Here is a 21,418-nt window from a genome sequence, read left to right as displayed (position 1 = left end):
CTTCACCTAGACTTTCGTTTCAAATTGGGTACCGCATTTTTGACAAGTCACTCGAATTCGTCCTTTACCTCGTGGCGCTCTTTGCTTTTGGTGACAAGTAGGACAAGAAAAAAACGTGTACTCCATCACTTTCTTTGAATTTTTTGGCTTTCTCAACTGAGAAAACCATAATTTTATTTGATTCGATTTTTCGATGAATTTCCGATTTTCATTTATTCTTACATAGATTTTCTTCGATAACAATCGAAATACGATTAGACCGAGTAATCCCCAAAATAAGAAATAACCGATTGAAAAAGGAAGTAAAAATTGAAACAGACGAAAGAATAGTGCCAGAATCAACAATACTTGGTTCAACGAATCAAATGTTGCATAACGTCCTTGCATCACTTGGTTGTATTTTCTTTTGTATTCAATCAAGCGTCTTAACCAAATTTGTGCCATCGTAACTCCTCCTGTTGCTCTTATTATGGCAAAAAAAAGCAAAAAGAAAAAGCTTTAATTCGCTTTTTCCATTGTTAATTGATGAAGTGCATTCCGATTCTTCATAAAGTCAATCACGATGACTTTCTTTTCCTGCGCTCTTTGGACGACACGAAATGTATCCGCTAACGGTAACGTGAGCTTTCTAGAAGGCACTTCCTTCAAGCGAACAAATCGGCGAATCAGCGTTAAGAATTGTGTTAATTGAATCGATGAATGAACTAAATCAGGATATTTTTTTAATAATTGAGTTGTCTTTAATAAATGGCGTTTTTTACCAATTTCACTTAAAAAACTTTTTAAGATTTTTTGTTGCCGTTGAAAAATTGAAAACGAATCTTTCTCATCAATTTTATAACGCATTTGTCTTTGAAGTTCACTGACCGTTAACTGTATCAACTGGCCGTTCTCCTTGATTATCAAGCCATTTGGAAATAGCTCTGTTACTGCCTGATCCCAACTTGTCAATGAAAGCTCAAGATAATCTTTCACAGGTAAATCAAGTTCTCTATTAAAAAAGAGCAAAAGTGCAGTTAACCCTTCTGATTGATAGATTTCTCCTAGTGTTTGACCTTCTAAATGAAACTCTGGCGAAAAATGCAACAAAGTTTTCCCCTTGTTTAACTGAACATAAAGAAAGGTCGAACGGTTGATGACTTGATCCTTTAGCACCACTAAAAAATTCATTTTTCTCCCCCTTTATCATTTTTAACATAGCATATTTTTAAAAAGTTGTCTGGTAAAAGAGGAGGGTTTCATAAAAATTTAGTAATTCATCAAATTCTCCTTAAAACAATGAAACCACCTGAGCGATTGCAGATTCACTCCTCTTTTTCCATCAATTCTTTCATCTCGATCACTTCCCGATATTGGTGGATTTTAGTGATCCCAATGACTTTATCGACATCAATACTAAAACAGATACCATTTCCTGGCACATCAATGTTGATTCCCTAACCAATCGTCTCCATGACTTGATTGGTTAAACTATCGGGTACGAGGGTTAACACAATATCTTTTTCAGGGGAGATTTCCAGACCTAAAAAATTACTAGAATCATGAATCCCTGATCCACGCCCATGGAGTATCGTACCTCCAACTGCTCCGGCGGTTTTTGAAAACTTAATCACTTCGTACCCCATTCCCCCATCAACAATCGTGACGATCATATTCAGATTCAACGCTACAGGATCTTTCATTTTTTTCCCTCCAACTGTTGTAATTTGTGTTTGGCTTGTTTATCTTTTTCATCTTTCCTTTTGTAGATATAGCCTAGAACCAATGTCGATAATATGGGCGTCAATGCAATCATAGCCACTACTCCAAATCCATCAATAATCGGATCTCTTCCTTCAATTTGCGTGGCGATTGCCACACACATCGATAAAATGAACGTGGAACACATGGGACCAGTCGCTACCCCTCCGTTATCAAATGCCATAGCAAGAAAAATTTTATCAACCTTGCGTCCTAAAATGAAAGCTAAGCCATATCCTGGAATCAAAAAATAGTAGAGAGAAAAACCAACTAATAAACGCCACATAGATAACCCAACTGCTAAGCCAATCCCAATAAAGATGACTGCTAACATGATTTTTGCTTTGATTCTTCCCTCACTCAATTCTTCCACTTGTTTAACCATGACATGGATCGCTGGTTCTGCGAAACCAACTAAAAACCCCATCAAGAACCCTAAAGGTATCAAAAGCTGATTATGTTCTAAACTAGCAAGTACACTACCTAGATGTTGTCCAACAGGAACGTAAGCCAGATCGACACCATGCAGGAATAAGATCAATCCGACAGTAGTGATCAAAAAGCCCTTGATAATAGCCCAGAAACGTTCTTTACTCATCTGAAAGCTCAGGAAGTTCATGACTAAGAATAATAGTATGATCGGCGATATGGCGATTAACACCTCATAGGAAATGATTTCTATCCCCGAGAATAATTCTTGGACTATCTTCATTGAAAAATCACCCCTAAAATCATTACTGCCAGAATTGGACCTAAAGATGCAATCCCAACCATCCCAAAGCTATCATTGGCACTCGTTTCTTGACGAATCATACTAGTCAGTCCGCCAGCTAATGCTAGAATAAAAGGAACAGTAATCGGTCCAGTCGTAACGCCTCCAGAATCAAAAGCAATCGGCATAAATTCATTACTTGTAAAAAATGAAGCGACTAATACACCAACATAACCAATCGCCATCAATTGATAATAAGATAATTTGAAGACAACCCGTAACAGAGCAAACGCTAAAAAGACACCTGTGCCAACGCTTACAATTCCAATTAACAAAACTCGGCCAATCTTTCCTTCAGAAATCTGATTGACTTGTTGTCCCAACACTTGAACGGAAGGTTCTGCGATCGTGATTACAATTCCAATCATAAATCCTAAAGCAATGAGGATTGTGAGACTTTTCTTTTTGATCATATATTTTCCCACTAATCGCCCGACTTCCATCATCGAATAATCGGCGCCAAATAAAAATAGTGTCATGCCAATCATCATAATCCCTGCCCCAAACAAAAAAGAAATCATTTCATCTGAGTCAAGCGGTGCGAAAATAAAAGTTAAAATAACAATTAAAAGCGTCATTGGTAAAATGGCGATAACAACTTCTTTTAAATTTTTTAGCATATATCCTCCTCCTTTACTCTATTTTACCTGATTCCTTCACAAGTTACGAGCAGAACAGGTAAACGCTGTTATTTTTTTCAATAAAAAAATACTCAAATATGACATTACCGTAAAAAGAAGCCAAATTGAGCGAAAATCAAACTTGGTTTCGGCTCCTTTGGCTTCTCTTTATGTTATAAGCAACAATGTCTCAAATCAAGAATGAAAAATCAGAACGAACTTTTCAAATTTTGGGGCTTGATTTTAAAAGAAAGGCATGTTGTTTAGCAAGGTGATCAAAAAGCGTCTGGAACTAAGAGTCTCTTCTTGTTTCACCTGTGGGAAATAACCACAAAACAAGTACTCAGCTCTAAGACAAGGAAGCAATCAATTGTTTTCGAAATGCTTCGTATTCGTCTGCCTGTTGATTAAACAAACATTGGTTGCTTGTGTGGCTATCTTTCATCCATTCTTTTGGTTCGCTGCTGCCTAGAAATGCATCTAACAATTGTTGTGTGACAATCGGATTCTTTTTCACTGCTTCTTTGACCAGGTAAAAATCTTCAATTCCTCTTTGCAATTGTTTGTAACGTAAAGACAACAATAACTGTCCAGAATAGCTAGGATAAATGAGACAAGTATCACCGATCGGTAACGAACTAGTATTATAGCGGATATCTTCTCGCACATTTTCTGGCCAGCAATTATATGCCCAACGCAGCATACCATCTGTTTTGAAGCAATGCGCTAAAATTCCTTGGATACGAGTCTCTAGTAATGAGCTGTGTAAAAAGGTATTCGGACGATCAGGATAATTACAAATATAATATTGTGTCTTTCCTGGATGGCTTTGTGTTAACTGCTGATAATGGTTGCACGTACAATAAAAAGAAGTGACCGGAAAATCGACATCTGGCAGCAATTGTTCCAAGACGTTTTCTTTATCAAAAGCGACTTTTATCTGAACACTAGTATCCACTGACTTTAATTCTGCTAATGAAGCTTTAAAGGTGTCTATTTCGTGAATCTTCGGCTCATCAGAGATAATCCTGACTTTGTCCCATACCCCAATCTCTTTGAAATGCTCAAATAATTGGTTGAAATAGGACTTCAATTCATTTTTGTTTTCGATGAATCCGATCTTTTGCAAGACTTCATCAAAATAGCGAACCACAATTTTTTCAGGGTAATCTAACTGTTGGATCAATGGGAAGAATGGTACTTGCCACACACCTAACAAACCAAAGACGTTGATTTCTTGATCGATACCTGCTTCTGCCATCGTTTGAAGATAGCGATCTAAAATGGTGAAATCACACGTCAATTCTCCTTTGAGATCCTTCTTGACTTTGATCATTGAATACTCATAGAGATTCGCTGGATAGTCTTTGACGATATAATTGAACCAACCTTTCCAAGGGATCTCGCCTGCGATAACCGTTACCGATTTTTGCCCAATAGCTGCTAAACTGGCAGCCATTTCGCGAATCAATCGGAAATGAGTCTCACTCCAAAGTGGGACTTGAAAACTTCTCGCTAAATTAGACGGTTGTTGCCAGATGTCCAAATTAAATTTCTGAGTCACGTTATCTGGAAAACAATAATCTGAAACGTCAATCATTAATTTTTTCGTCACTACTTCTTCGTCACCGGCTGTCAAATATGAACGGTAAACTGTTATTTCTAGTGAATAGCTGCCAGACTTGATTTCAGTATCCAAAGGAAATTCCAGATAAATTGGCGCATAACGATCGCCTGAATAAGTTTTCACTGTTTGTTCTAACAACTTATCAGCATACAATATATCTTCGTTGCCTAAATAATAGTCAATAAATTGAGCTTTTACTGGTAACGAGGATTCGATAGCGATACGATAAATCGGTATCTCAATAGCATCTGGTATCGAAAATTCATTCGATAGTACGAAATGGTTTTTTCGCCCGTCATGAAGTAGTAACTGACAAGCATTTTTACTGTTCTTATAAAAAGTTAACTCCGTAAGTTCCTGAGGCTGTTCAGCCGTCAGACGATTGGTCGCTTTATAACTTTCATGGACAAGGTAAGCTTGCATTCAATGCTCCTCCTTTGGTCGATTCAATCCATCGATCAATTGTTCAAATCGTTCATTCGTCATTTGATCTGGAATCATTCGCCGCAATTGCTTTAAATTAAGTCTTTTTACTAATTTGAAACGACTAGGATCTTGCCAGCCAGGGAAAAATCGTTGGAGAACTTGCTGATTTTCTGACTCTTTTACGAGTTGAAAAATCGGTATGTCGATGATCTCTCTGGTCGATAATTCGTTGCCTTTTTCTTGTTCTTCCCACTGTGATTCCATCCATTCCATCGCAAATGGAAACCAGCGAGCAAAACGTTCGTCTGTCACTTCATCAGATGTGCGGTACCACTTAGTTGCCAAAGAAAGTCCATGAGGTCCTTTTTGAAAAATATGTGATTCAAAAGGAACATCATTTTCTTCTAACGCACGTAAATATAGTAAGGAATTTTCGATAGGAACGATCGAATCTTCAAATGTGGAGAATAAAAACGTCGGCGGCGTATCACTCGTCACGCATTCTTCAAAAGAAGGAGCCGAAATACCCATGACCTCTGAAAAAGAAGCGAGGATAGCTGGATAACCTAATAAACATAGAGCGGGTTTAGTCGCTAACATTGTCGACATGGCTGCTGCTAAATGCCCACCTGCCGAAAAGCCAATGACCGCAATCTTATGACGATCAATCTGCCATTCTTCCGCACATTCTTGAAGTAATTCCATTGCTTTTTGTCCATCAGACAATGCTTTTTGAAAATGACGATGTTCTCCTACATGATAATGTAAAACACCTGCATGATAGCCCTTTGACAGAAAGCTTAATGCGATCGGTTCCCCTTCTCTTTCACTACAAAAAGAATACCCACCCCCAGGAATTACTAAAATAAACGGACGTTGTTCGATTGGCTGCGATTCAAACAATTCTTCTTGTAAGTAAAGCTTGAGACCGGTATTTGCCTTGCGATCAAAAATAATTTCTTTTGTTCTCATTGCTTCATTCTCCTAAGCCATTTTCCTCAATCACTTGTTGATACCAATAAAAGCTATCCTTTTTATACCGTGCTAAATCGAGTAACTCTTCATCGGTCCGATTGACATAGATAAATCCGTACCTTTTATTGATTCCTTCATGGGTACTGATCAAATCAATCGCACTCCATGGGCAATAACCGATCACCTCAACGCCATCTTCAATCGCTAAAGCCATTTGCTGGATGTGTTGATGTAAATAATCAATTCGATAATCATCATGGATTTTCCCGTCAATGAGTTGTTCTGATGCACCGATCCCATTTTCTGTCACCAAGAGTGGTAAGCGATAGCGAGAATAAATTTCATTTAAAGTAAAACGAAACCCTTCTGGATCAATAGGCCAGCCAAATTCCGTCATTGGTAAATGTGGATTTTCGACTGTTTGAAAGAATCCTGGAATCCCAAAACCGGATTGCTGATCTATTTTTTGTTCTTTAGCAAAATAACTGGAGACGGTCATTGTATTATAGTAGTTAAAAGCAATGTAGTCTCCTGTTCCTTCTGCTAAAATCGTTTGATCTTCTGCAGTAATCACTGGTGCCGCACCAATCTTCTCTAATAAATGCCAAGCATTATGATTGTACTTCCCAAAAACAGCAACATCTAAAAAGAGCCAATTTCTAAGCGCACTCATATATAAAGCGGCCATCTGATCCTCTGGTTTATCTGAAGCAGGATACACACTGGCGATGTTAGGTGCTGGTCCAATTTTGCCGTTATAATTCCCTTTGTGGTAATTACTGGTCACGAGGGCTTGTGCGACTAACATATGATGGTTTTCTTGGAATTTTTCTTTCATACTTTTATTACTTGTCCCAATTACAGAACCAGCCAATGCCATGACATTTTGTTCATTGATTGTTTGCCAAAGTGAAACATCTTGCCCAAAATGGTCAAATAATACCTGACAATAATCCGCAAAAGCTTGAATCGTTTCTCTATTTTCCCAACCACCTTTTTCGGCAATGGACGCAGGCAAATCAAAATGGAAAACAGTTACGATTGGTTGGATATCATTTTCTTTCAATAACTCAATCAAACGTTTGTAAAAAGCAATACCAGCTGGATTCACTTTTCCATTAGGCATTACACGACTCCATGAAATCGAAAAACGATAAGCTTTTAGTCCTAACTCTTTAAATAAACGGACATCTTCTTCCAATCGATGGTAGTGGTCAGAGGCAACTTTAAAATCAGTCGTTCCTTCTGGGATAGACTTGATATCCTGAACAGATGGTTCTTTCCCCTCTTCATTCCAAGCGCCTTCTACTTGATAAGCACTGGTAGAAGCTCCCCATAAAAAATCTGTTGGAAATTTATTTTTCATCTTCATTCTCCTTTATGGCCGCACCAATTAAATTGGCGTCTGCTTGAAATTTTGCTGCTTCAATCGTCATTGGTTGTAATGTTTTTTTGATGATTGGCGCTACTGTAAACAGCTCTCGATAAGCTTGTTGAATCGTCTGGACCAAATATTCTTGTTGACTGATTCCTCCACCAATGACGATCTCTTCAACATCTAGCAGCGTTTGAACATTGAAACAAAGAAAAGCAACCTGTTTACAATAATCATGAAATAAAGCTTTGGCTGACTCATTCTCACTGTCTTTTAAGGCAGCAAAGACCTGTTCGCCCTCGTCGTCTACTTTTAATAATTCAGCTAATTGTTTGATCAACCAAACAGCCGACAGTCCCATACCTACAAACGAGTCTTGACCAGTAATCTGACGATCACGGATCATAAAGCTAATTTCACCGGCTTGCATGTGCGTTCCTTTATAAAGCTGTCCATTGATACAAATGCCCATGCCAACTCCAGTTCCCAAAATAATTGCTGCGGCTTGTTGGATCCCTTTTAAATTGCCATATTTCATTTCACAGGAAGTAGCAGCTTTGGCATCATTTTCAACGAACACTTCGAAATTCTCCAACTCTAAAAACGATTGCAATTGGAGTTGATCCAGATAAGGAACAGCACCGCCGAAGCGAACTGTCCCAGACTGATCAACCGATCCAGGTACTGAAAAAGCAATTTTATGGAATGATTGGATCTCTTGATAGTCACGAATCATTTGTGATAATAATCGTTGAAATTGCTCTTTGTCTGAAGGTGTTGGAAAACGCTTTTTAAAAGAAACTTCATTCTGAGAAATCAGAGCGGTCTTGATCATCGTCCCTCCAATATCAATCCCTAAAACGATCATTTGCTCTCCTCCATTATGCTTGAACTTCTTCTGCAATCACACCAGCCATCTTTTCTTTTGCTTCCTTAGCTTCGGCTTCTGCTTTTAATTCTAATTCATACTCTTTTTTGTCAGCAATCTTGATAAATGGATACCACATCAAGATCCCGATACCCATGCAAATAACCATCAAGATTGTATAATTTATTCCACCAGAAAGTGGCATCTTAACAAAAGTTGGTGTCGTCCAAGGCAATAAACTTATCATTGGGTTCAATGAAATCGGTAAAATGGTTGTGGTTAATCCCCACGTCACAAAGCCTGCGATCAACTGTGTAAAGACTTGTGGAATGAAAAACAATGGGTTTAAAATAATCGGCATACCAAACATCAAGGGTTCCGTAATGTTGAAAATGGCAGGAATCACGGATAATTTCCCAAGTTGTTTCATTTTGGCAGATTTACTACGAATCATAAAGAACGTCACAAATCCCATGAAGCCTGCAGCGTACATTCCCATGTAGATCACAGAAGGAATCAAGTAAGGCAAAGCTTCATTTTTTTGGAAAGCTGCGATATTTGAGACAACCATCGTCATACTGATTGCTCCTAATGGTCCTTGTAAAACTGCGTTGTGAATTCCAAAGAACCAAAGGACAGCTAATACTTCCATGATAATAATAATTGATAATGGACTAGCAACCAACGCGTTAAGCGGTGCATTGATCACATCGATAAAGAATTGGAAAATCGAGCCAGATTTTGTCAAACCAAATAAGATACGCAGAATAAATACAAAGACAAAGATGATTGTTACAACAAAGACCGGTGCCAATGATTGCGTAACCATCGGAGGTACGCTATCTGGTAATTTAAGCACAATATTTTTTTTCGATAGATAAGCATAAAGTTGAGTAACCACTAACGCAACGATCATTCCAATAAACAAGCCTTGTCCGCCTAAGAAATCTAAGCGTAATGCTGCAATCGTAGAGTCTACAGCCTCTCCATTTTGCATAGCCATTGTTGCGACAGTTTGAGGCATCAACATCACAAAACTAGCTAAAGAAATAATGGCTGCGTTTCGCTCATTCGTCCCCAGTTGTTTTGCATAAGAAAAAGCCAGACTATAAACGACATACAATGAAAATACCCCAGTTGCACCATTTGTAATAGCTTCTACATGTGGGTAAATACCTAATGAAGTCAAATAATCGATCCAACCAGGAATTGGGAAGTTCCCTACGATCGTAATCAGCGCAATCCCCAAAGTGATTGGACTCGTACGAATAAACCCTTCCATCAAAGCAGCTAACACTTTATTTTGTTGTAATTTTTGCGATAATGGTAATAACTTACTTCCTAAAAACGCTTCTAATTTTTCCATCGTAATCCCCCTATTGTTTATATTCCCATGTGGTAACACTTTCTAACCCGTCGACATTTAAATAAAAATGGTAGACACCTTCTTCTATCCAACTATTTCCATTATTATCAAAGATAGCTAAGTCAGAAATTGGAATATTGATTCTTGCTTGCTTTTCTTGATTTGCTTCTAAATAGATTCGCTGACTGCTGACCAATCGTTTTTCCGGTTGGACAATCGAAGCATATTCTTGATGAAGATAAAGATGTGTCACAGTTTCTGCTGAAACATCCGATCGATTTTTCACTAAATAATTGATCTCAATAAATTGGTCTTTTTGCTCACTTCTCAGTAATTGACTTTCGAATGAGGCGTAACTCATTCCCGCTCCAAATTTGAATAGCGGATCATTGGATTCATCGATATATTTTGAGACAAAACGCTCAGAATGATTGCTTGTTGATATTGGTCTGCCTGTGGAGGTCTGAGCATAATAAATCGGTAGTTGTCCTTCACTTCTAGGAAACGTCATCGATAGACGAGCAGAAGGACTGACTTTACCAGCAAGTAAATTAGCGATTCCGATCCCACCCATCGTTCCAGGAAACCAGACAAGTAATAAACTATCGAAATATTTTTCTATATCCGTTATGACTAGCGGTCGACCGGTATATAGTACGCCTATAATTGGTTTATTTAATTCATGTAATTTTTTGATCAAACGTTGTTGTTTTTTTGAAATCTGTAAGTGAGCTTTAGAAGCTCCTTCACCACTTTCGAGAAATTGTTCGCCAAATGTTAATACAATCACATCAGCCTTTTGAGAAATCTGGTAAGCTTCTTCCATTAATGATTCCTCTTCTGCAATTGGCCCATTCAATAATTCCATTCCTTTTTTCAGAGGTCCAAACCCATCATAAGAATCGAATAAATTGTATCCTTTAGCAAACATTAAGTGATCTGTCGCAAAATGGCGACTCAATCCTTCCTTCAAAGTAACCGTATCTTGTGGCTTTCCGCTGACTGAAGCCCAAAAACCTAAAGTGAGAGGACTTTCGCCGTATGGACCGATCACAGCAATTTTTTGATTTGGTACTAATGGAAGTGTGTCATTATTTTTTAAAAGAACACAACTTTTTTCAACCAACTCGACTGCTGCTTCTTTAGCTTTTTCGGTTAAGATTTCTCCAGTATTCACTTCTTCCAAGCCACGATAAGGATTTTCAAATAAGCCCAATTTATTTTTTAACATTAAAATACGCCACACCGCTTCATCGAGAAGTTGCATAAATCGTGGCTCTTGTACTAATTCAGACAGGTGATTGGCATAAATCGAAGTCATCATGTCTAAATCAACACCTGCAATGAGTGCCTTTTTGGCTGCATCTATTTCGTCTTTGGCATACCCGTGAGGAATCAGTTCTTTGATTGCTGCATAGTCTGAAACTAATACGCCATCAAAACCAAAGCGAGAACGTAAAATCTCTCGATTCAACCATTCATTTCCAGTTGCAGGAACTCCATTCAACAAATTAAAAGCAGTCATTACTAATTCACATTTTGCTTCAATTGCTGCTTGATAAGGCTGTAGATATTCATTGAAAAGCCGTTGATGGGACATATCTACAGCTTGATATTCCCGTCCTGCTTCCGGTGCTCCATAAGCTGCAAAGTGCTTCAGACATGCGGCTACATGTTTTTCTGGAATTTTTGTCTCACTATCTCCCTGATAACCATTGACGATACTTTTTGCAAACTCTTTCGCCGTATAAACATCTTCGCCTGGAGATTCCATAACCCTCCCCCAACGTGGATCACGCGCTAAATCTAACATTGGTGAAAACAAGACATGTAAGCCATTTAAATAACTTTCTTCTGCTGTTAACTTAGCTGCTTGTTGAATTAGCTCAAAATCGTAAGAACCAGCTTGAGCTAGAGGTATGGGGAAAATTGTCCGAAACCCATAGATGACATCTGACATAAACAACATGGGTATCTTGTGTTTACTTTTTGCTAAAACTTTTGTTTGTAGTTCTTTTAATTTTTGATGATCGTTGATATTATAAATAGAGCCAATCTCAAATACATCTAACTCTTGAGGTAATCCTAATTCTTCCATTGGCCCAGTATTCATCACATCATTTTCTGATAGAATACTTCCATTCAGTTGGATCATTTGTGCGATTTTTTCCTGAACAGATAATCGATCAAACAAAGCTTGTAACTGATCTGCTTCCATCGGCGCCTCATTTGTAACCGCTTTATAGAACAGATTATAAAGAATAAAAAACGATTTTTATATAAAAATATTAGCATTTATACCAAAATATTCGCGCTATACAAAATTTATTCGTGTAAAATAAAAAGAAAGAATTCGTCACAAGGAGTATTTACATTATGACTACCGATACGATTAAAATAACTATGGATTTATTGTACCGAAAATATTTGATTCCGATGCTATTATTTGATGAAAACGGATATCTCATCCATCCAAAAAATTTAGAAGACTTACCAATCACGATCAGTACCTATTTTCCATTTAGAAAAACAGAGCAGATCCAGCTTTACCATACAACATCCTATTTATACGGCTATTTTTGTTTTAAATCTGATCAAAAGGAATATCAGATGATCATTGGCCCTTGCGGTATTATCGGTTCAAAAGAAACCTCTTGTTTTTTTATGGGACATGAGTACCATTATAATATTCATTATTCCAAAGAAGACAAGTATTCATTTGAAGAATATATCCAACTATTACACACGATTCTGACTCAGCGGCCAACCAAAAAGGAAGAATTTATTTGGTACTTTCAACAAGATAAAAATAAAAAAAATCTATCCACTGATTACAGCCTGGAAAATAATCTTTATGATCGACGGATCCACAAAGAAACCTTCGATTCGTATCATTTTGAATTACGGTATCTAGATTACATCAAACGAAACGAACCTGAAAAAGTCATTTGGGTCTTCAATAAAATGAAAGAAACCTATAAAGTCTCTTTATCCCCCTTTGAATTGGAAGGGTTGAAACTTAAATTTGCCTCATTCGTAGCCATCGTCACCAGAATGAGTATTGAAGAAGGCGTACCGATCAATCAAGCCTTTGGTCTGTCCGACTCTTTGATTCAGGGACTGATTTATATCCACTCAGTCAAAGAATGTCTGCAATATATGAAAGAAGCAACCTTCCGTTTTATGGAACTGCTTCATAATTTTCCTTTAGCTCAAAAATCCATGTTAGTAAAAACGATTGTCAACCACATTAATAATCATTTATACGAACGCATCACCGTCGACGAGTTAGCTGCCATCACTGAAAAACATAAAGCACATATTTGCAGCCACTTCAAAAAAGAAATGGGGATTACCATTCACGGATACATTCAAGAAAAAAAGATAACCGAAGCAAAACATTTGTTATTGTTTACAGATCATTCTTACGATGAAATCAGTCACTTGCTTGCTTATTCTAGTCAAAGTCATTTTATTCAAGTGTTCAAAAAGGTCGCCGGCTGTACCCCAAAAGAATACAAAAGTATCCACTATGCCCATTCATTAGTCTGAAAATGCCTTAACTACTAAGTCGTTCTCCATTTATCTTGATCGAGATCAGATAGGTTCAATACTTTCATGTATGTATTTGTAACTGCTTGTGGTTTGAGTAAATGTAGTAAAAACAAGCCGAAGAACACTAAAATCAAGGAAATGATTTTAGATTCTTCGGCTTATTTCATCAACCTAATTATGCGTGGCGCTACTCTCTCGATCGTGTCAAACTTCGTCCCATTCCTCAGAAAGATCAATCATTTTTTCTTAATGTCTTTGACTTCCAAAAAGATAATTTAGAAAATTAGTGACATATGTTTGATACGCTACGGGATCAACTGATTGGGCTTCCCCATGTCCAGCTCCTGCTACAATCAACTTGACTTTATAGCCCCCGGAAAGATCATAGAGTTCATCCGCATTTTCATGAGGAACTACTTGATCAGCATCTCCGTGAATGATCAATTTGGGGATCGTTGTGGCCATACCAATTTCAGGTAGATTTTCATTCACATTCATTTTTAATTCTTGGTCAAAGTAATACTCTTTCAACAATCCCATATATAGATCTTCATGTTCTTCGTCTGCTACAATGTCAAATTCTTCCCCAAATATTGAACCTAATAAAGGCGCTACGGTATTTTTGTAGGTGTATCTAAGTTGTTCATCAATTGATTTAAATCCGCAATTCTCGATGATTCCTTTTACGTTTGCTGGGATATCCTTAGCTAATGTTGACATCATAGCTGCAGCCTCCATTGAGCCACCATAAAGTAAAATCTTTTGAGTCGGCTTAGTTCCTACTTCTCGATTGATCCAATAGAGCACATCATCTGACTCATATTGTCCATAAGTGACATAATCGCCCCCACTGTTTCCAGTGGCACGAGGGTCTACAAATAATAAATTATAGCCCGCATTGTAAAAGATATTATACTCATCCGTTACTGTCCCTAAATTCCAATTTCCTCGAAAACCACCATGAATCATCACCGTTACATCTGATTTTTGATCCACATAATAAGATTTCAACGTCATTAATTTTCCATCTTGCTTATTTACGGTCGTTCCTTCTAATTGAGTGGTATTAGGATAAAAACCTGTAGGCTCAGCAGGTGCCGTTCCATCATTCGCTGCACCAAGCAAGCTCATAAAACAACTGTCTTTTGCAAAAGCAATGTCATACATCGCACTGATTGTAATCAAACGTTTGATTACTCCTGGACTAACATCAAAGCGTTCTTTTACATTCACTTCTGAAATTTGGTCTGATATCAACGAAGAGAATTCACTTAGAAGTTTAAAAATATCTCCATTATACTCTTTGAAAACTTCAGTTATTTTATCTCGGATATAATTTAAATAAAGTTTTCCCTTGAAATTCTTGCCTTTACCGATTGCTTGAATGATCGCTTGCTCATCGTCAGATAGTCCAAGTGTTGTTGTTTTTACTTGCCCCTCGTTTCCTTTGTTGAGGGATTGAGAAACAGATGCAAGGCTTGTTCTTGCCAATAGTCCCTCTTGTTCCTTTCCGTAAACGATACTTGGTGTAGCACATCCTAACAATAAAATAGAAGCCAAAGTAATCATGCAACATTTATTTTTCATTCTACTCACTCCTTTATTTGATATTTCTATTCTAATGAAAGCGTAACCATTTTTATATCAAAAAAGAAGTATTTGTTATATAAAAGAAGCTCTTTTAAAAAATTCTTGAGTAAATCTTAGGATCATTCAAGTCATTTATACTAGCATAGCCATTTAGCTAATATTTTATACTGGTCTTATTTGTATTACATCACTAAAACCAAACGCTTGTGATAAAACAAAAGAAGATACTGAGACAACTTTTTTGTCCCAGTATCTTCTAGTATATCTAAAAATGAATAAACGGAGTTTAAAGAGCTCTTGTTCACGACGATATAAAAGCAGCATTTTCGAAAGATAAGCCGAAATTAATCAAGAATTTGAGAAGCACCAAGTAGATAACAATCGACAGAAAAAACTAGCGTTTGTGTTTCTTGGCAAGTTCCGGAATTTTTTTGGTGCTTGATAATTAACACTTTCGTCTCAACCTCTAAGGTGCTAAGTTTTTTGCTAAAGACGATCAATTCGATAATTTTGACTTCTCATCATATGCTATTTAAACAAAACATAATATTGGGACATATAATGTTCTGTATCTTTTGGAGATAGAGATTGTATGGCTGTCCATAATTGTTTTTTAGCCATTGATCTTTCCCACGCCATCGGTTTAATACCCTCAGCTTTTACTAATGAATTCCCTAATTTTTTAATTTTTTTCATAAGATCTTTTTCTGGATTATTGTTTAATCCAAGGTGTTTTAACCCATGTTCCGTAACTAGCCAGTGGTTAGTATTTTGTCCACGATCAATAAGATTTTCTGGACCTTTCAAACGATTTCTTGCTTCTGCATGGTAGATTTCTATGCTATCTCCTATCTCAAGCAACAAATGGTCATCGGTGAATCGTTCAGGTATGTCTCCATTAATCGATTTTTCATACCTAATTTTGCCATCCTGAGATTTGATGGTCACTTTTACATAGAGTTCATCTTTAAATAAATAATGAGGTTTTGGTATATTTAAGGTAAGTGTTGCTTCTCTTGAATTCAAATTCGTTCTTAATGAGCCTGACCATTGATCACTAAAACCATAAAAGATAAGATCTTCATCGGCTAACTTACTGATATCAGCTTTGATTAATGAAAGAGAAGCATGGTTTTGGGTTTCCTTTACATAAACATAATTTTCGCTTGGTAAATAATACTTCATTTGTTCACCAGAAAATTCTAAATGATAGACCCCGTTAGGAATATTTTTGAATGTCATTTTTTGTTGTACTGGTTGACTCGCTATAATAGTTGCTCCATCTTTTAATTCAACTGTGAGCCCTTCAAAGTTACTCAAATCGCTAGGAAGAATTTCAATGGTCAAATCACCAACCAACCCTAGAGAGGCGATTTCTTCGTTAGTAACCAATTCAAAATTAGAATTGATCAAATAGTTTGGGTCAATCAATTGACGTGCACGCACCAACTCATTTTCAGAGACAATATCTGCCAATGAAGCCACAGCTGGATAACCTGCCACACGATTTTTTTCTGCTTGAAATTCATCAAGATACAACCCACGTTTTTTTAAGGCAGCAGAAAAATCCTGCTTACTATTTTCACTGTAGATACGATTCATTAAATTAGGTAATGTATATTCCCAATCTTTGAAATCACTTTGATTAGCCATTTTACGATATTCCTGATATATCTTAGTGAAGGAGTCATTTCCAGCTTTTTGTTTGAACATCGTTAATAAAATCAGTTGTTCACGCACATCGACATCATGGTAAGTGTCTCCGTCACGGATCAACTTATCATATAGCTTGTTTTCGACTTCTTCTTTTTTACCTAAATTAAACAACCAACCGATGTCATCTGCTTTTTTTCCATATTTTTCATACTGATATTGGACCCCAAATAAATTATTTGACACTTCGCCAGTATACATATCTTGCCCATCAAAACCAGCTTGATAACCGTGAGCAATTTCATGTAATGTTGCCCAACTTAGTTCTTTCAACCACATATCTGTCGTAGGTTCACTATTAGCTGTCCAATCACCCCCATAATAAGCAGCACCTGCGCCAGAATCATCTGCCTTTAAAAAGTAACGATTCGCGCCGTTCTGATTTTCTGGTGCGGAACCATCAAAACCAGCGATACCGTTAAATAAAGCAAAAATACCGTGATGATACCCAATCAACGCATCAATTGATGGAAAATCTTTTAAGTTTCTCACTAGTTCTTTGTCCAATTTGGGCATGAGTAACTGGAAATCTACTCCTTGAATTAACGCATACTCTGCATCCTCCGTATCCCACATTGAAAAAAACATGGTCTCATTCCCATGATATTTATAAACAGGTAACGCTTTCATTTCTTTGGAAGTCACCACTTCGTATTCGATCTGTGCTGATCCTTCTCCGTACGGTGTATCAATAAATGGAACCAAGGGCTCATCTGCACGGATACTTACCCAATTAGATCCAACTTCGATACTTTTTTCATTCTTTTTATCGTTTCCTAGTAGTCGCAATTTTAACTTATTCTTGAAATGAGCATTTGTCTGTCTCATTCTCAATTCGGTATTTTCGCTTAAGATAAAACCTAGATCCTGACGATCATGGTTTTTCCCTTTACTCATCCCTGAGTTGAAGATCCACGTCGGCTCCGGAATACTAAAAATCTCTTTTGACGTGACTTCTTGCGCCCCAACATTGGCTGAAAGTACACAGATACCAAACACAAACAACAACAGACTAACCGCATATTTTTTCATTTACCTCACTCCTTAAAATTATTTTATGAAAAAAATAATGATTCATTCATTAAGAAAATGTTATCTTTTGTACAATTTAATTATAAATAACAACTAAATAAATAGCAAAAATATAATATTTATAAATTTTTATCCTTACAACCTATAATAATTACAGTTATTTAAATAATTAACCATAAATATATTTTTAATATAAAATGTTATTTAAAAAGAAAAAAGCTCTCCCTTAGTGGGACAGCTTTTCCTATACATTTAAAGTTTATACCAAACTAATTTTATCATCGAATCGCGTTTACTTGACAGAACCGATCATTCCTTGAACAAATTGTTTTTGTAAAACAAAGAACACGATAGCTGTTGGCAATGTTGCAATCACAAGCCCGGCCATAATCATTCCGTAATCTGGTGTATAAGAGGCTCCCATGGCAGATAAAACTAATGGGACCGTACGCTTATCTGGTGATTGCAATGCAACTAAAGGCCAAAGATAGTTATTCCAACTACTCATAAAAGTAATGATTGCAGCAGCTGCATACGTATTTTTAGCAGTGGGTAGGTAGACACGGAAAAATATACTTAATTCTTTTAATCCATCTAAACGTGCAGCTTCTACTAAATCTTTAGGAAACGCTTTAACGTTTTGTCGAAAGAAGAAGATCAAAAAAGCTGTACTTACTGAAGGCAAAATGACGACTAAGAAGCTATTAATCCCTAAGATCGTTCCGTTTAAGTTAGAAAACATGCGGTATAAAGGAATCATCAATGCAGCAAAAGGAACCATCATCGATAAAAGCAAAATCGTAAATAATCGTTCTTTTTTTCGACTTTTATAGATCTCAAACCCATAACCAGCCATAGATGAAATCAACAAAGCTAAGACCGTTGTTACAATAGCGATCAAAGCTGAATTCCACAATGAGCGTGCAAAGTTTAAGTCATTTGAAAAAAGATTCTGGAAGTTGACAACTAAATGGCTACCGATCTTTAATTTTCCGGCAGTAATATCGATAGGTGTATTCGTCATTCCTAAAATCATCCAAACAAAAGGAAAAATCGAAATAAATGAAATCACGCTCAAAGAGGCATATTTAAAAACAGCTAACCAATCGAATGTTTTAGTCGCTTTTTTTTCATTCTCTTTAAGAAGTACTTTGTTTTCTGCTTGATCTATCACGCTTTTTCACCTCCGACTTTCGTTTGAATGATTGATAACAGTACAATAAAGACTACGATCACAAATGAAACCGCCGCAGCATAACCAAAATTCGGTGTAAATTTATAACTTAAATTGTAAATATACTGAGATAGCGTAGTTGTTGCATTTGCTGGTCCACCACCCGTAATATTTTGTACTTCATCAAAGAGTTGCAACGTACCGATCGTTGATGTGATTGACGTAAACAAAATAATTGGTTTTAAGTTAGGAATCGTGACTTTGATCAATTGTTGCCACTTAGATGCGCCATCGATTTCTGCTGCTTCATAAATTGCCGGATCAATATTTTGCATTCCTGATAAAAAGAAAATCATGTTATAACCTGTCCAACGCCATGTAATCGAAATGATGATTAATACTTTCGCCCAAACTGGATGAGTCAGCCAGCCAATTGGCATATCGATCAAGCCGATCGTCATCAAAAAATTATTCACTAATCCCGATTGAGAAAACAAGCTTTTCATAATAAGCGAATAGCTAACCATGGATGTGATACAAGGTAAAAAAATCGCTGTCCGGAAGAATCCTTTCATTTTAAGCTTTTTATCATTTAATAAATTAGAGACAAATAAAGCTAAAAACAACATAATCGGTACTTGTACCAATAAATATAAAAAGGTGTTAAAAAAAGCCTTTTTGAAGGTCGCATCATTCAACATACGTTGATAATTCCCCAAACCATTAAAACTCATATTAACTGGGGGACCACTTTGAAATGAAGTGATCAGCGCTAAAATCATTGGGATAAATACCATGATCGAGATCATCAGAACTGGTAAAACAAGAAACGCATTTCCGTTCTTGAAAAAATCTTTTTGTTTCATCTGCTTTGCTCACTTTCGTTACGTTCATCTTCGTTTTATCTGTCATTTAAGGATCGTCTCACAAGTCCTCCCTCTTAACTAATTGTCTGAGTAAATGACAGCGTCCTCACGAAAATTCTACGGTATTGATTGAAACTATTTTTAATAGATAGCAAATTTGTGTGACTGATGACCGTTCAAAAATCACCAGCCAACACAAATTTGATCCTCTAAATCAATTCATTTCACTCTGCTTAATTGGCTAACTGTGCTTCTACTTGTTTTTGCGTATCTGCCAAGACTTTATCAGTATCTTCTCCATTGATGATTCGGTGTAATGACTCTGCTACAACTGCTTCGATTGCATAGGTTTCTTGTCCATAATTAACTTGTGGAATTTCCGCTGTCCATTTAGAAAAGTCTTCAAACACCTTTTGACCACTATAGAATTCAGAAGACTCTTGATAAGCTGGTTGATCTTTTGCACTTAACATGGTAGAAACTAACCCGATTTCTTTCGCTAAGGTTCCCATCAAGTCTTCGTTAGTCGCAAAGGTCTTCTTCAAGAAGTCTTTCGCATTTTCTTCGCCTGAAACACCTTTGATCACATACCACCCAGCTCCGCCTAAATTAGAAGCTTGTGCTTTTTGCATATTGGCAGGTAATGAAGGTGTCGGTGCAATTGCCCATTTCCCTGATTGATCTTCAGCACCTTGGATCGTTGAGGAATACCAAGCACCAATTGGACTGGATGCAACAGCCCCTGATTGAATGGCCGTGACACCTGCATTCCAATCTGAAGTTTGTTCCACTAGATCTTCTTTAAGTAGTGTAGCAAATAGATTTAATCCATATTTCAATGATTGGTTATCTTTGATCGTAACCGTCTTTCCATCTTCTGAAGTGTACCATTCACCAGCTTCTTGCATAATCATACGGACACGTCCAAGATCTGAGGGATTCACTTCAGTAATTTTTTTACCCGTTTTTGCTTTAACATCTCGAGCAACTTGTAAATAGTCATCCCAACTTAAATTCTGCATATCTGCTTGACTGTAACCGGCTTCTTCTAACAAATCTGTTCGATAAAAATTAGCCGTAACACCTGAATCAAATGGAACGCCATAAATTTGATCATCGATCTTATTAACCGCAAATTTATACGAAGCAAAATTGGATTCATCTACGATATCGGTTAACTCAGAAAATGCGTCCGGATAAGAATTCAAATAACCTTGAATACGATAATCCTCAATCAACACGATATTCGGTAATCCATCCGTATTTCCACTGGCTAATGCTGTGTTTAACTTTTGTACGATATCATCTTGTGACATCGTAACGACATCCACTTCGACATCTTTATTGTCATAGACTTTTTTTGCTTCATTGACTGCTTTGATATTAAACGTTTCATCCCATGCCCAAACACTGATTTTATTTTCATCTTTCGTTGCTGAATTTGAGGAACTCCCACATCCCGCAAACAAAACTGCTGCTGAAGCTAAAAGCGTCGCACTTGCTACTAATTTTTTGAATTTCATATCCAACCCGCCTTTTTCATTTTTATTCTTTACATGTGAATCATACCAAAAAATGTAATCGTTTTCTTAATTTCTAAAAGAGTTCCAAAAAATATCTCAAAATAAGAAAAAATCACAAATTTAGATTTCAATTTTTTTTATTTTGAGTAATTCATCTTGCTTTTCTGCCAATTAAACCGTATTTTAAAAAGAGAAA

At 36.8% G+C, this 21,418-nt stretch carries 15 protein-coding genes and 2 pseudogenes; 1 reads left to right on the top strand and 16 read right to left on the bottom strand.

Annotated features, from left to right (window positions below; genetic code table 11):
* Positions 1-6: 6 nt before the first annotated feature.
* The 11 genes and pseudogenes from AB3I42_RS04250 to AB3I42_RS04200 all read right to left on the bottom strand — a co-directional run bounded on the left by AB3I42_RS04250 (position 7) and on the right by AB3I42_RS04200 (position 11,987).
* Positions 7-444: a hypothetical protein gene (locus AB3I42_RS04250; RefSeq protein ID WP_081123285.1), complete on the bottom strand. Its 438-nt coding sequence runs from the start codon at positions 442-444 to the stop codon at positions 7-9.
* Between the two features lie 54 nt (positions 445-498).
* Positions 499-1,170 (bottom strand): hypothetical protein, encoded by a 672-nt coding sequence (locus AB3I42_RS04245; protein ID WP_368022302.1) that lies wholly within the window; start codon positions 1,168-1,170, stop codon positions 499-501.
* Positions 1,171-1,304: 134 nt separating this feature from the next.
* Positions 1,305-1,682 (bottom strand): annotated as a pseudogene (locus tag AB3I42_RS04240) (P-II family nitrogen regulator).
* Positions 1,679-2,452, bottom strand: a complete 774-nt coding sequence (locus AB3I42_RS04235; protein WP_368022301.1) for a DUF1538 domain-containing protein — start codon at positions 2,450-2,452, stop codon at positions 1,679-1,681. The pseudogene AB3I42_RS04240 and the gene AB3I42_RS04235 overlap by 4 nt, the downstream one beginning before the upstream one ends.
* The gene (locus AB3I42_RS04230) at positions 2,449-3,132 is read right to left on the bottom strand and encodes a DUF1538 domain-containing protein (protein WP_010737694.1); all 684 of its coding nucleotides are present in this window, start codon (positions 3,130-3,132) and stop codon (positions 2,449-2,451) included. Before AB3I42_RS04230 ends, AB3I42_RS04235 begins: the two co-directional genes overlap by 4 nt.
* 349 nt (positions 3,133-3,481) lie before the next feature.
* Positions 3,482-5,182, bottom strand: coding sequence for a DUF4091 domain-containing protein (locus AB3I42_RS04225; protein WP_181914474.1), 1,701 nt, complete (start codon positions 5,180-5,182; stop codon positions 3,482-3,484).
* On the bottom strand, positions 5,183-6,157 hold the full coding sequence (locus AB3I42_RS04220) for an alpha/beta hydrolase (RefSeq protein WP_081123287.1): 975 nt from the start codon (positions 6,155-6,157) through the stop codon (positions 5,183-5,185). It abuts the gene before it with no gap.
* A gap of 4 nt (positions 6,158-6,161) precedes the next feature.
* On the bottom strand, positions 6,162-7,526 hold the full coding sequence (locus AB3I42_RS04215) for a glycoside hydrolase family 1 protein (RefSeq protein WP_368022299.1): 1,365 nt from the start codon (positions 7,524-7,526) through the stop codon (positions 6,162-6,164).
* Complete coding sequence (locus tag AB3I42_RS04210; protein WP_181914473.1) at positions 7,516-8,403, bottom strand: ROK family protein; 888 nt, start codon at positions 8,401-8,403, stop codon at positions 7,516-7,518. Before AB3I42_RS04210 ends, AB3I42_RS04215 begins: the two co-directional genes overlap by 11 nt.
* Before the next feature lie 13 nt (positions 8,404-8,416).
* Positions 8,417-9,769, bottom strand: a complete 1,353-nt coding sequence (locus AB3I42_RS04205) for a PTS sugar transporter subunit IIC (protein WP_010737699.1) — start codon at positions 9,767-9,769, stop codon at positions 8,417-8,419.
* 10 nt (positions 9,770-9,779) lie between these two features.
* Positions 9,780-11,987 (bottom strand): glycoside hydrolase family 3 N-terminal domain-containing protein, encoded by a 2,208-nt coding sequence (locus AB3I42_RS04200; RefSeq protein WP_010737700.1) that lies wholly within the window; start codon positions 11,985-11,987, stop codon positions 9,780-9,782.
* A 158-nt stretch (positions 11,988-12,145) separates the two neighbouring features.
* Between AB3I42_RS04200 and AB3I42_RS04195 the strand changes: the two genes are divergently transcribed.
* Complete coding sequence (locus tag AB3I42_RS04195; RefSeq protein WP_081125178.1) at positions 12,146-13,321, top strand: AraC family transcriptional regulator; 1,176 nt, start codon at positions 12,146-12,148, stop codon at positions 13,319-13,321.
* 267 nt (positions 13,322-13,588) lie between these two features.
* Here AB3I42_RS04195 and AB3I42_RS04190 read toward each other — a convergent pair.
* The 5 genes and pseudogenes from AB3I42_RS04190 to AB3I42_RS04170 all read right to left on the bottom strand — a co-directional run.
* Positions 13,589-14,701: pseudogene (locus tag AB3I42_RS04190) on the bottom strand (alpha/beta hydrolase); the annotation flags it as partial.
* A 741-nt stretch (positions 14,702-15,442) separates the two neighbouring features.
* On the bottom strand, positions 15,443-17,659 hold the full coding sequence (locus AB3I42_RS04185) for a putative mucin/carbohydrate-binding domain-containing protein (protein ID WP_368022297.1): 2,217 nt from the start codon (positions 17,657-17,659) through the stop codon (positions 15,443-15,445).
* A gap of 292 nt (positions 17,660-17,951) precedes the next feature.
* Positions 17,952-18,833 carry a carbohydrate ABC transporter permease gene (locus AB3I42_RS04180; RefSeq protein WP_010719006.1) on the bottom strand — a complete coding sequence of 294 codons (882 nt, stop codon included), beginning with the start codon at positions 18,831-18,833 and terminating at the stop codon, positions 17,952-17,954.
* Positions 18,830-19,699 (bottom strand): carbohydrate ABC transporter permease, encoded by an 870-nt coding sequence (locus tag AB3I42_RS04175; RefSeq protein ID WP_010719005.1) that lies wholly within the window; start codon positions 19,697-19,699, stop codon positions 18,830-18,832. The genes AB3I42_RS04180 and AB3I42_RS04175 overlap by 4 nt, the downstream gene beginning before the upstream one ends.
* A 233-nt stretch (positions 19,700-19,932) precedes the next feature.
* Positions 19,933-21,222 (bottom strand): ABC transporter substrate-binding protein, encoded by a 1,290-nt coding sequence (locus tag AB3I42_RS04170; RefSeq protein ID WP_010737704.1) that lies wholly within the window; start codon positions 21,220-21,222, stop codon positions 19,933-19,935.
* Between the last annotated feature and the right edge of the window lie 196 nt (positions 21,223-21,418).

This window comes from Enterococcus sp. C53, assembly GCF_040887425.1.
Classification (GTDB): domain Bacteria; phylum Bacillota; class Bacilli; order Lactobacillales; family Enterococcaceae; genus Enterococcus_B; species Enterococcus_B hirae.
This window is presented reverse-complemented; position numbering and strand designations above follow the sequence as displayed.

Excerpts from the sequence above, each read along its gene's own strand:
- AB3I42_RS04250 (WP_081123285.1), bottom strand. The coding sequence starts at position 444 with ATGGCACAAATTTGGTTAAGACGCTTGATTGAATACAAAAGAAAATAC.
- AB3I42_RS04245 (WP_368022302.1), bottom strand. The coding sequence starts at position 1,170 with ATGAATTTTTTAGTGGTGCTAAAGGATCAAGTCATCAACCGTTCGACC.
- AB3I42_RS04235 (WP_368022301.1), bottom strand. The coding sequence starts at position 2,452 with ATGAAGATAGTCCAAGAATTATTCTCGGGGATAGAAATCATTTCCTAT.
- AB3I42_RS04230 (WP_010737694.1), bottom strand. The coding sequence starts at position 3,132 with ATGCTAAAAAATTTAAAAGAAGTTGTTATCGCCATTTTACCAATGACG.
- AB3I42_RS04225 (WP_181914474.1), bottom strand. The coding sequence starts at position 5,182 with ATGCAAGCTTACCTTGTCCATGAAAGTTATAAAGCGACCAATCGTCTG.
- AB3I42_RS04220 (WP_081123287.1), bottom strand. The coding sequence starts at position 6,157 with ATGAGAACAAAAGAAATTATTTTTGATCGCAAGGCAAATACCGGTCTC.
- AB3I42_RS04215 (WP_368022299.1), bottom strand. The coding sequence starts at position 7,526 with ATGAAAAATAAATTTCCAACAGATTTTTTATGGGGAGCTTCTACCAGT.
- AB3I42_RS04210 (WP_181914473.1), bottom strand. The coding sequence starts at position 8,403 with ATGATCGTTTTAGGGATTGATATTGGAGGGACGATGATCAAGACCGCT.
- AB3I42_RS04205 (WP_010737699.1), bottom strand. The coding sequence starts at position 9,769 with ATGGAAAAATTAGAAGCGTTTTTAGGAAGTAAGTTATTACCATTATCG.
- AB3I42_RS04200 (WP_010737700.1), bottom strand. The coding sequence starts at position 11,987 with ATGGAAGCAGATCAGTTACAAGCTTTGTTTGATCGATTATCTGTTCAG.
- AB3I42_RS04195 (WP_081125178.1), top strand. The coding sequence starts at position 12,146 with ATGACTACCGATACGATTAAAATAACTATGGATTTATTGTACCGAAAA.
- AB3I42_RS04185 (WP_368022297.1), bottom strand. The coding sequence starts at position 17,659 with ATGAAAAAATATGCGGTTAGTCTGTTGTTGTTTGTGTTTGGTATCTGT.
- AB3I42_RS04175 (WP_010719005.1), bottom strand. The coding sequence starts at position 19,699 with ATGAAACAAAAAGATTTTTTCAAGAACGGAAATGCGTTTCTTGTTTTA.
- AB3I42_RS04170 (WP_010737704.1), bottom strand. The coding sequence starts at position 21,222 with ATGAAATTCAAAAAATTAGTAGCAAGTGCGACGCTTTTAGCTTCAGCA.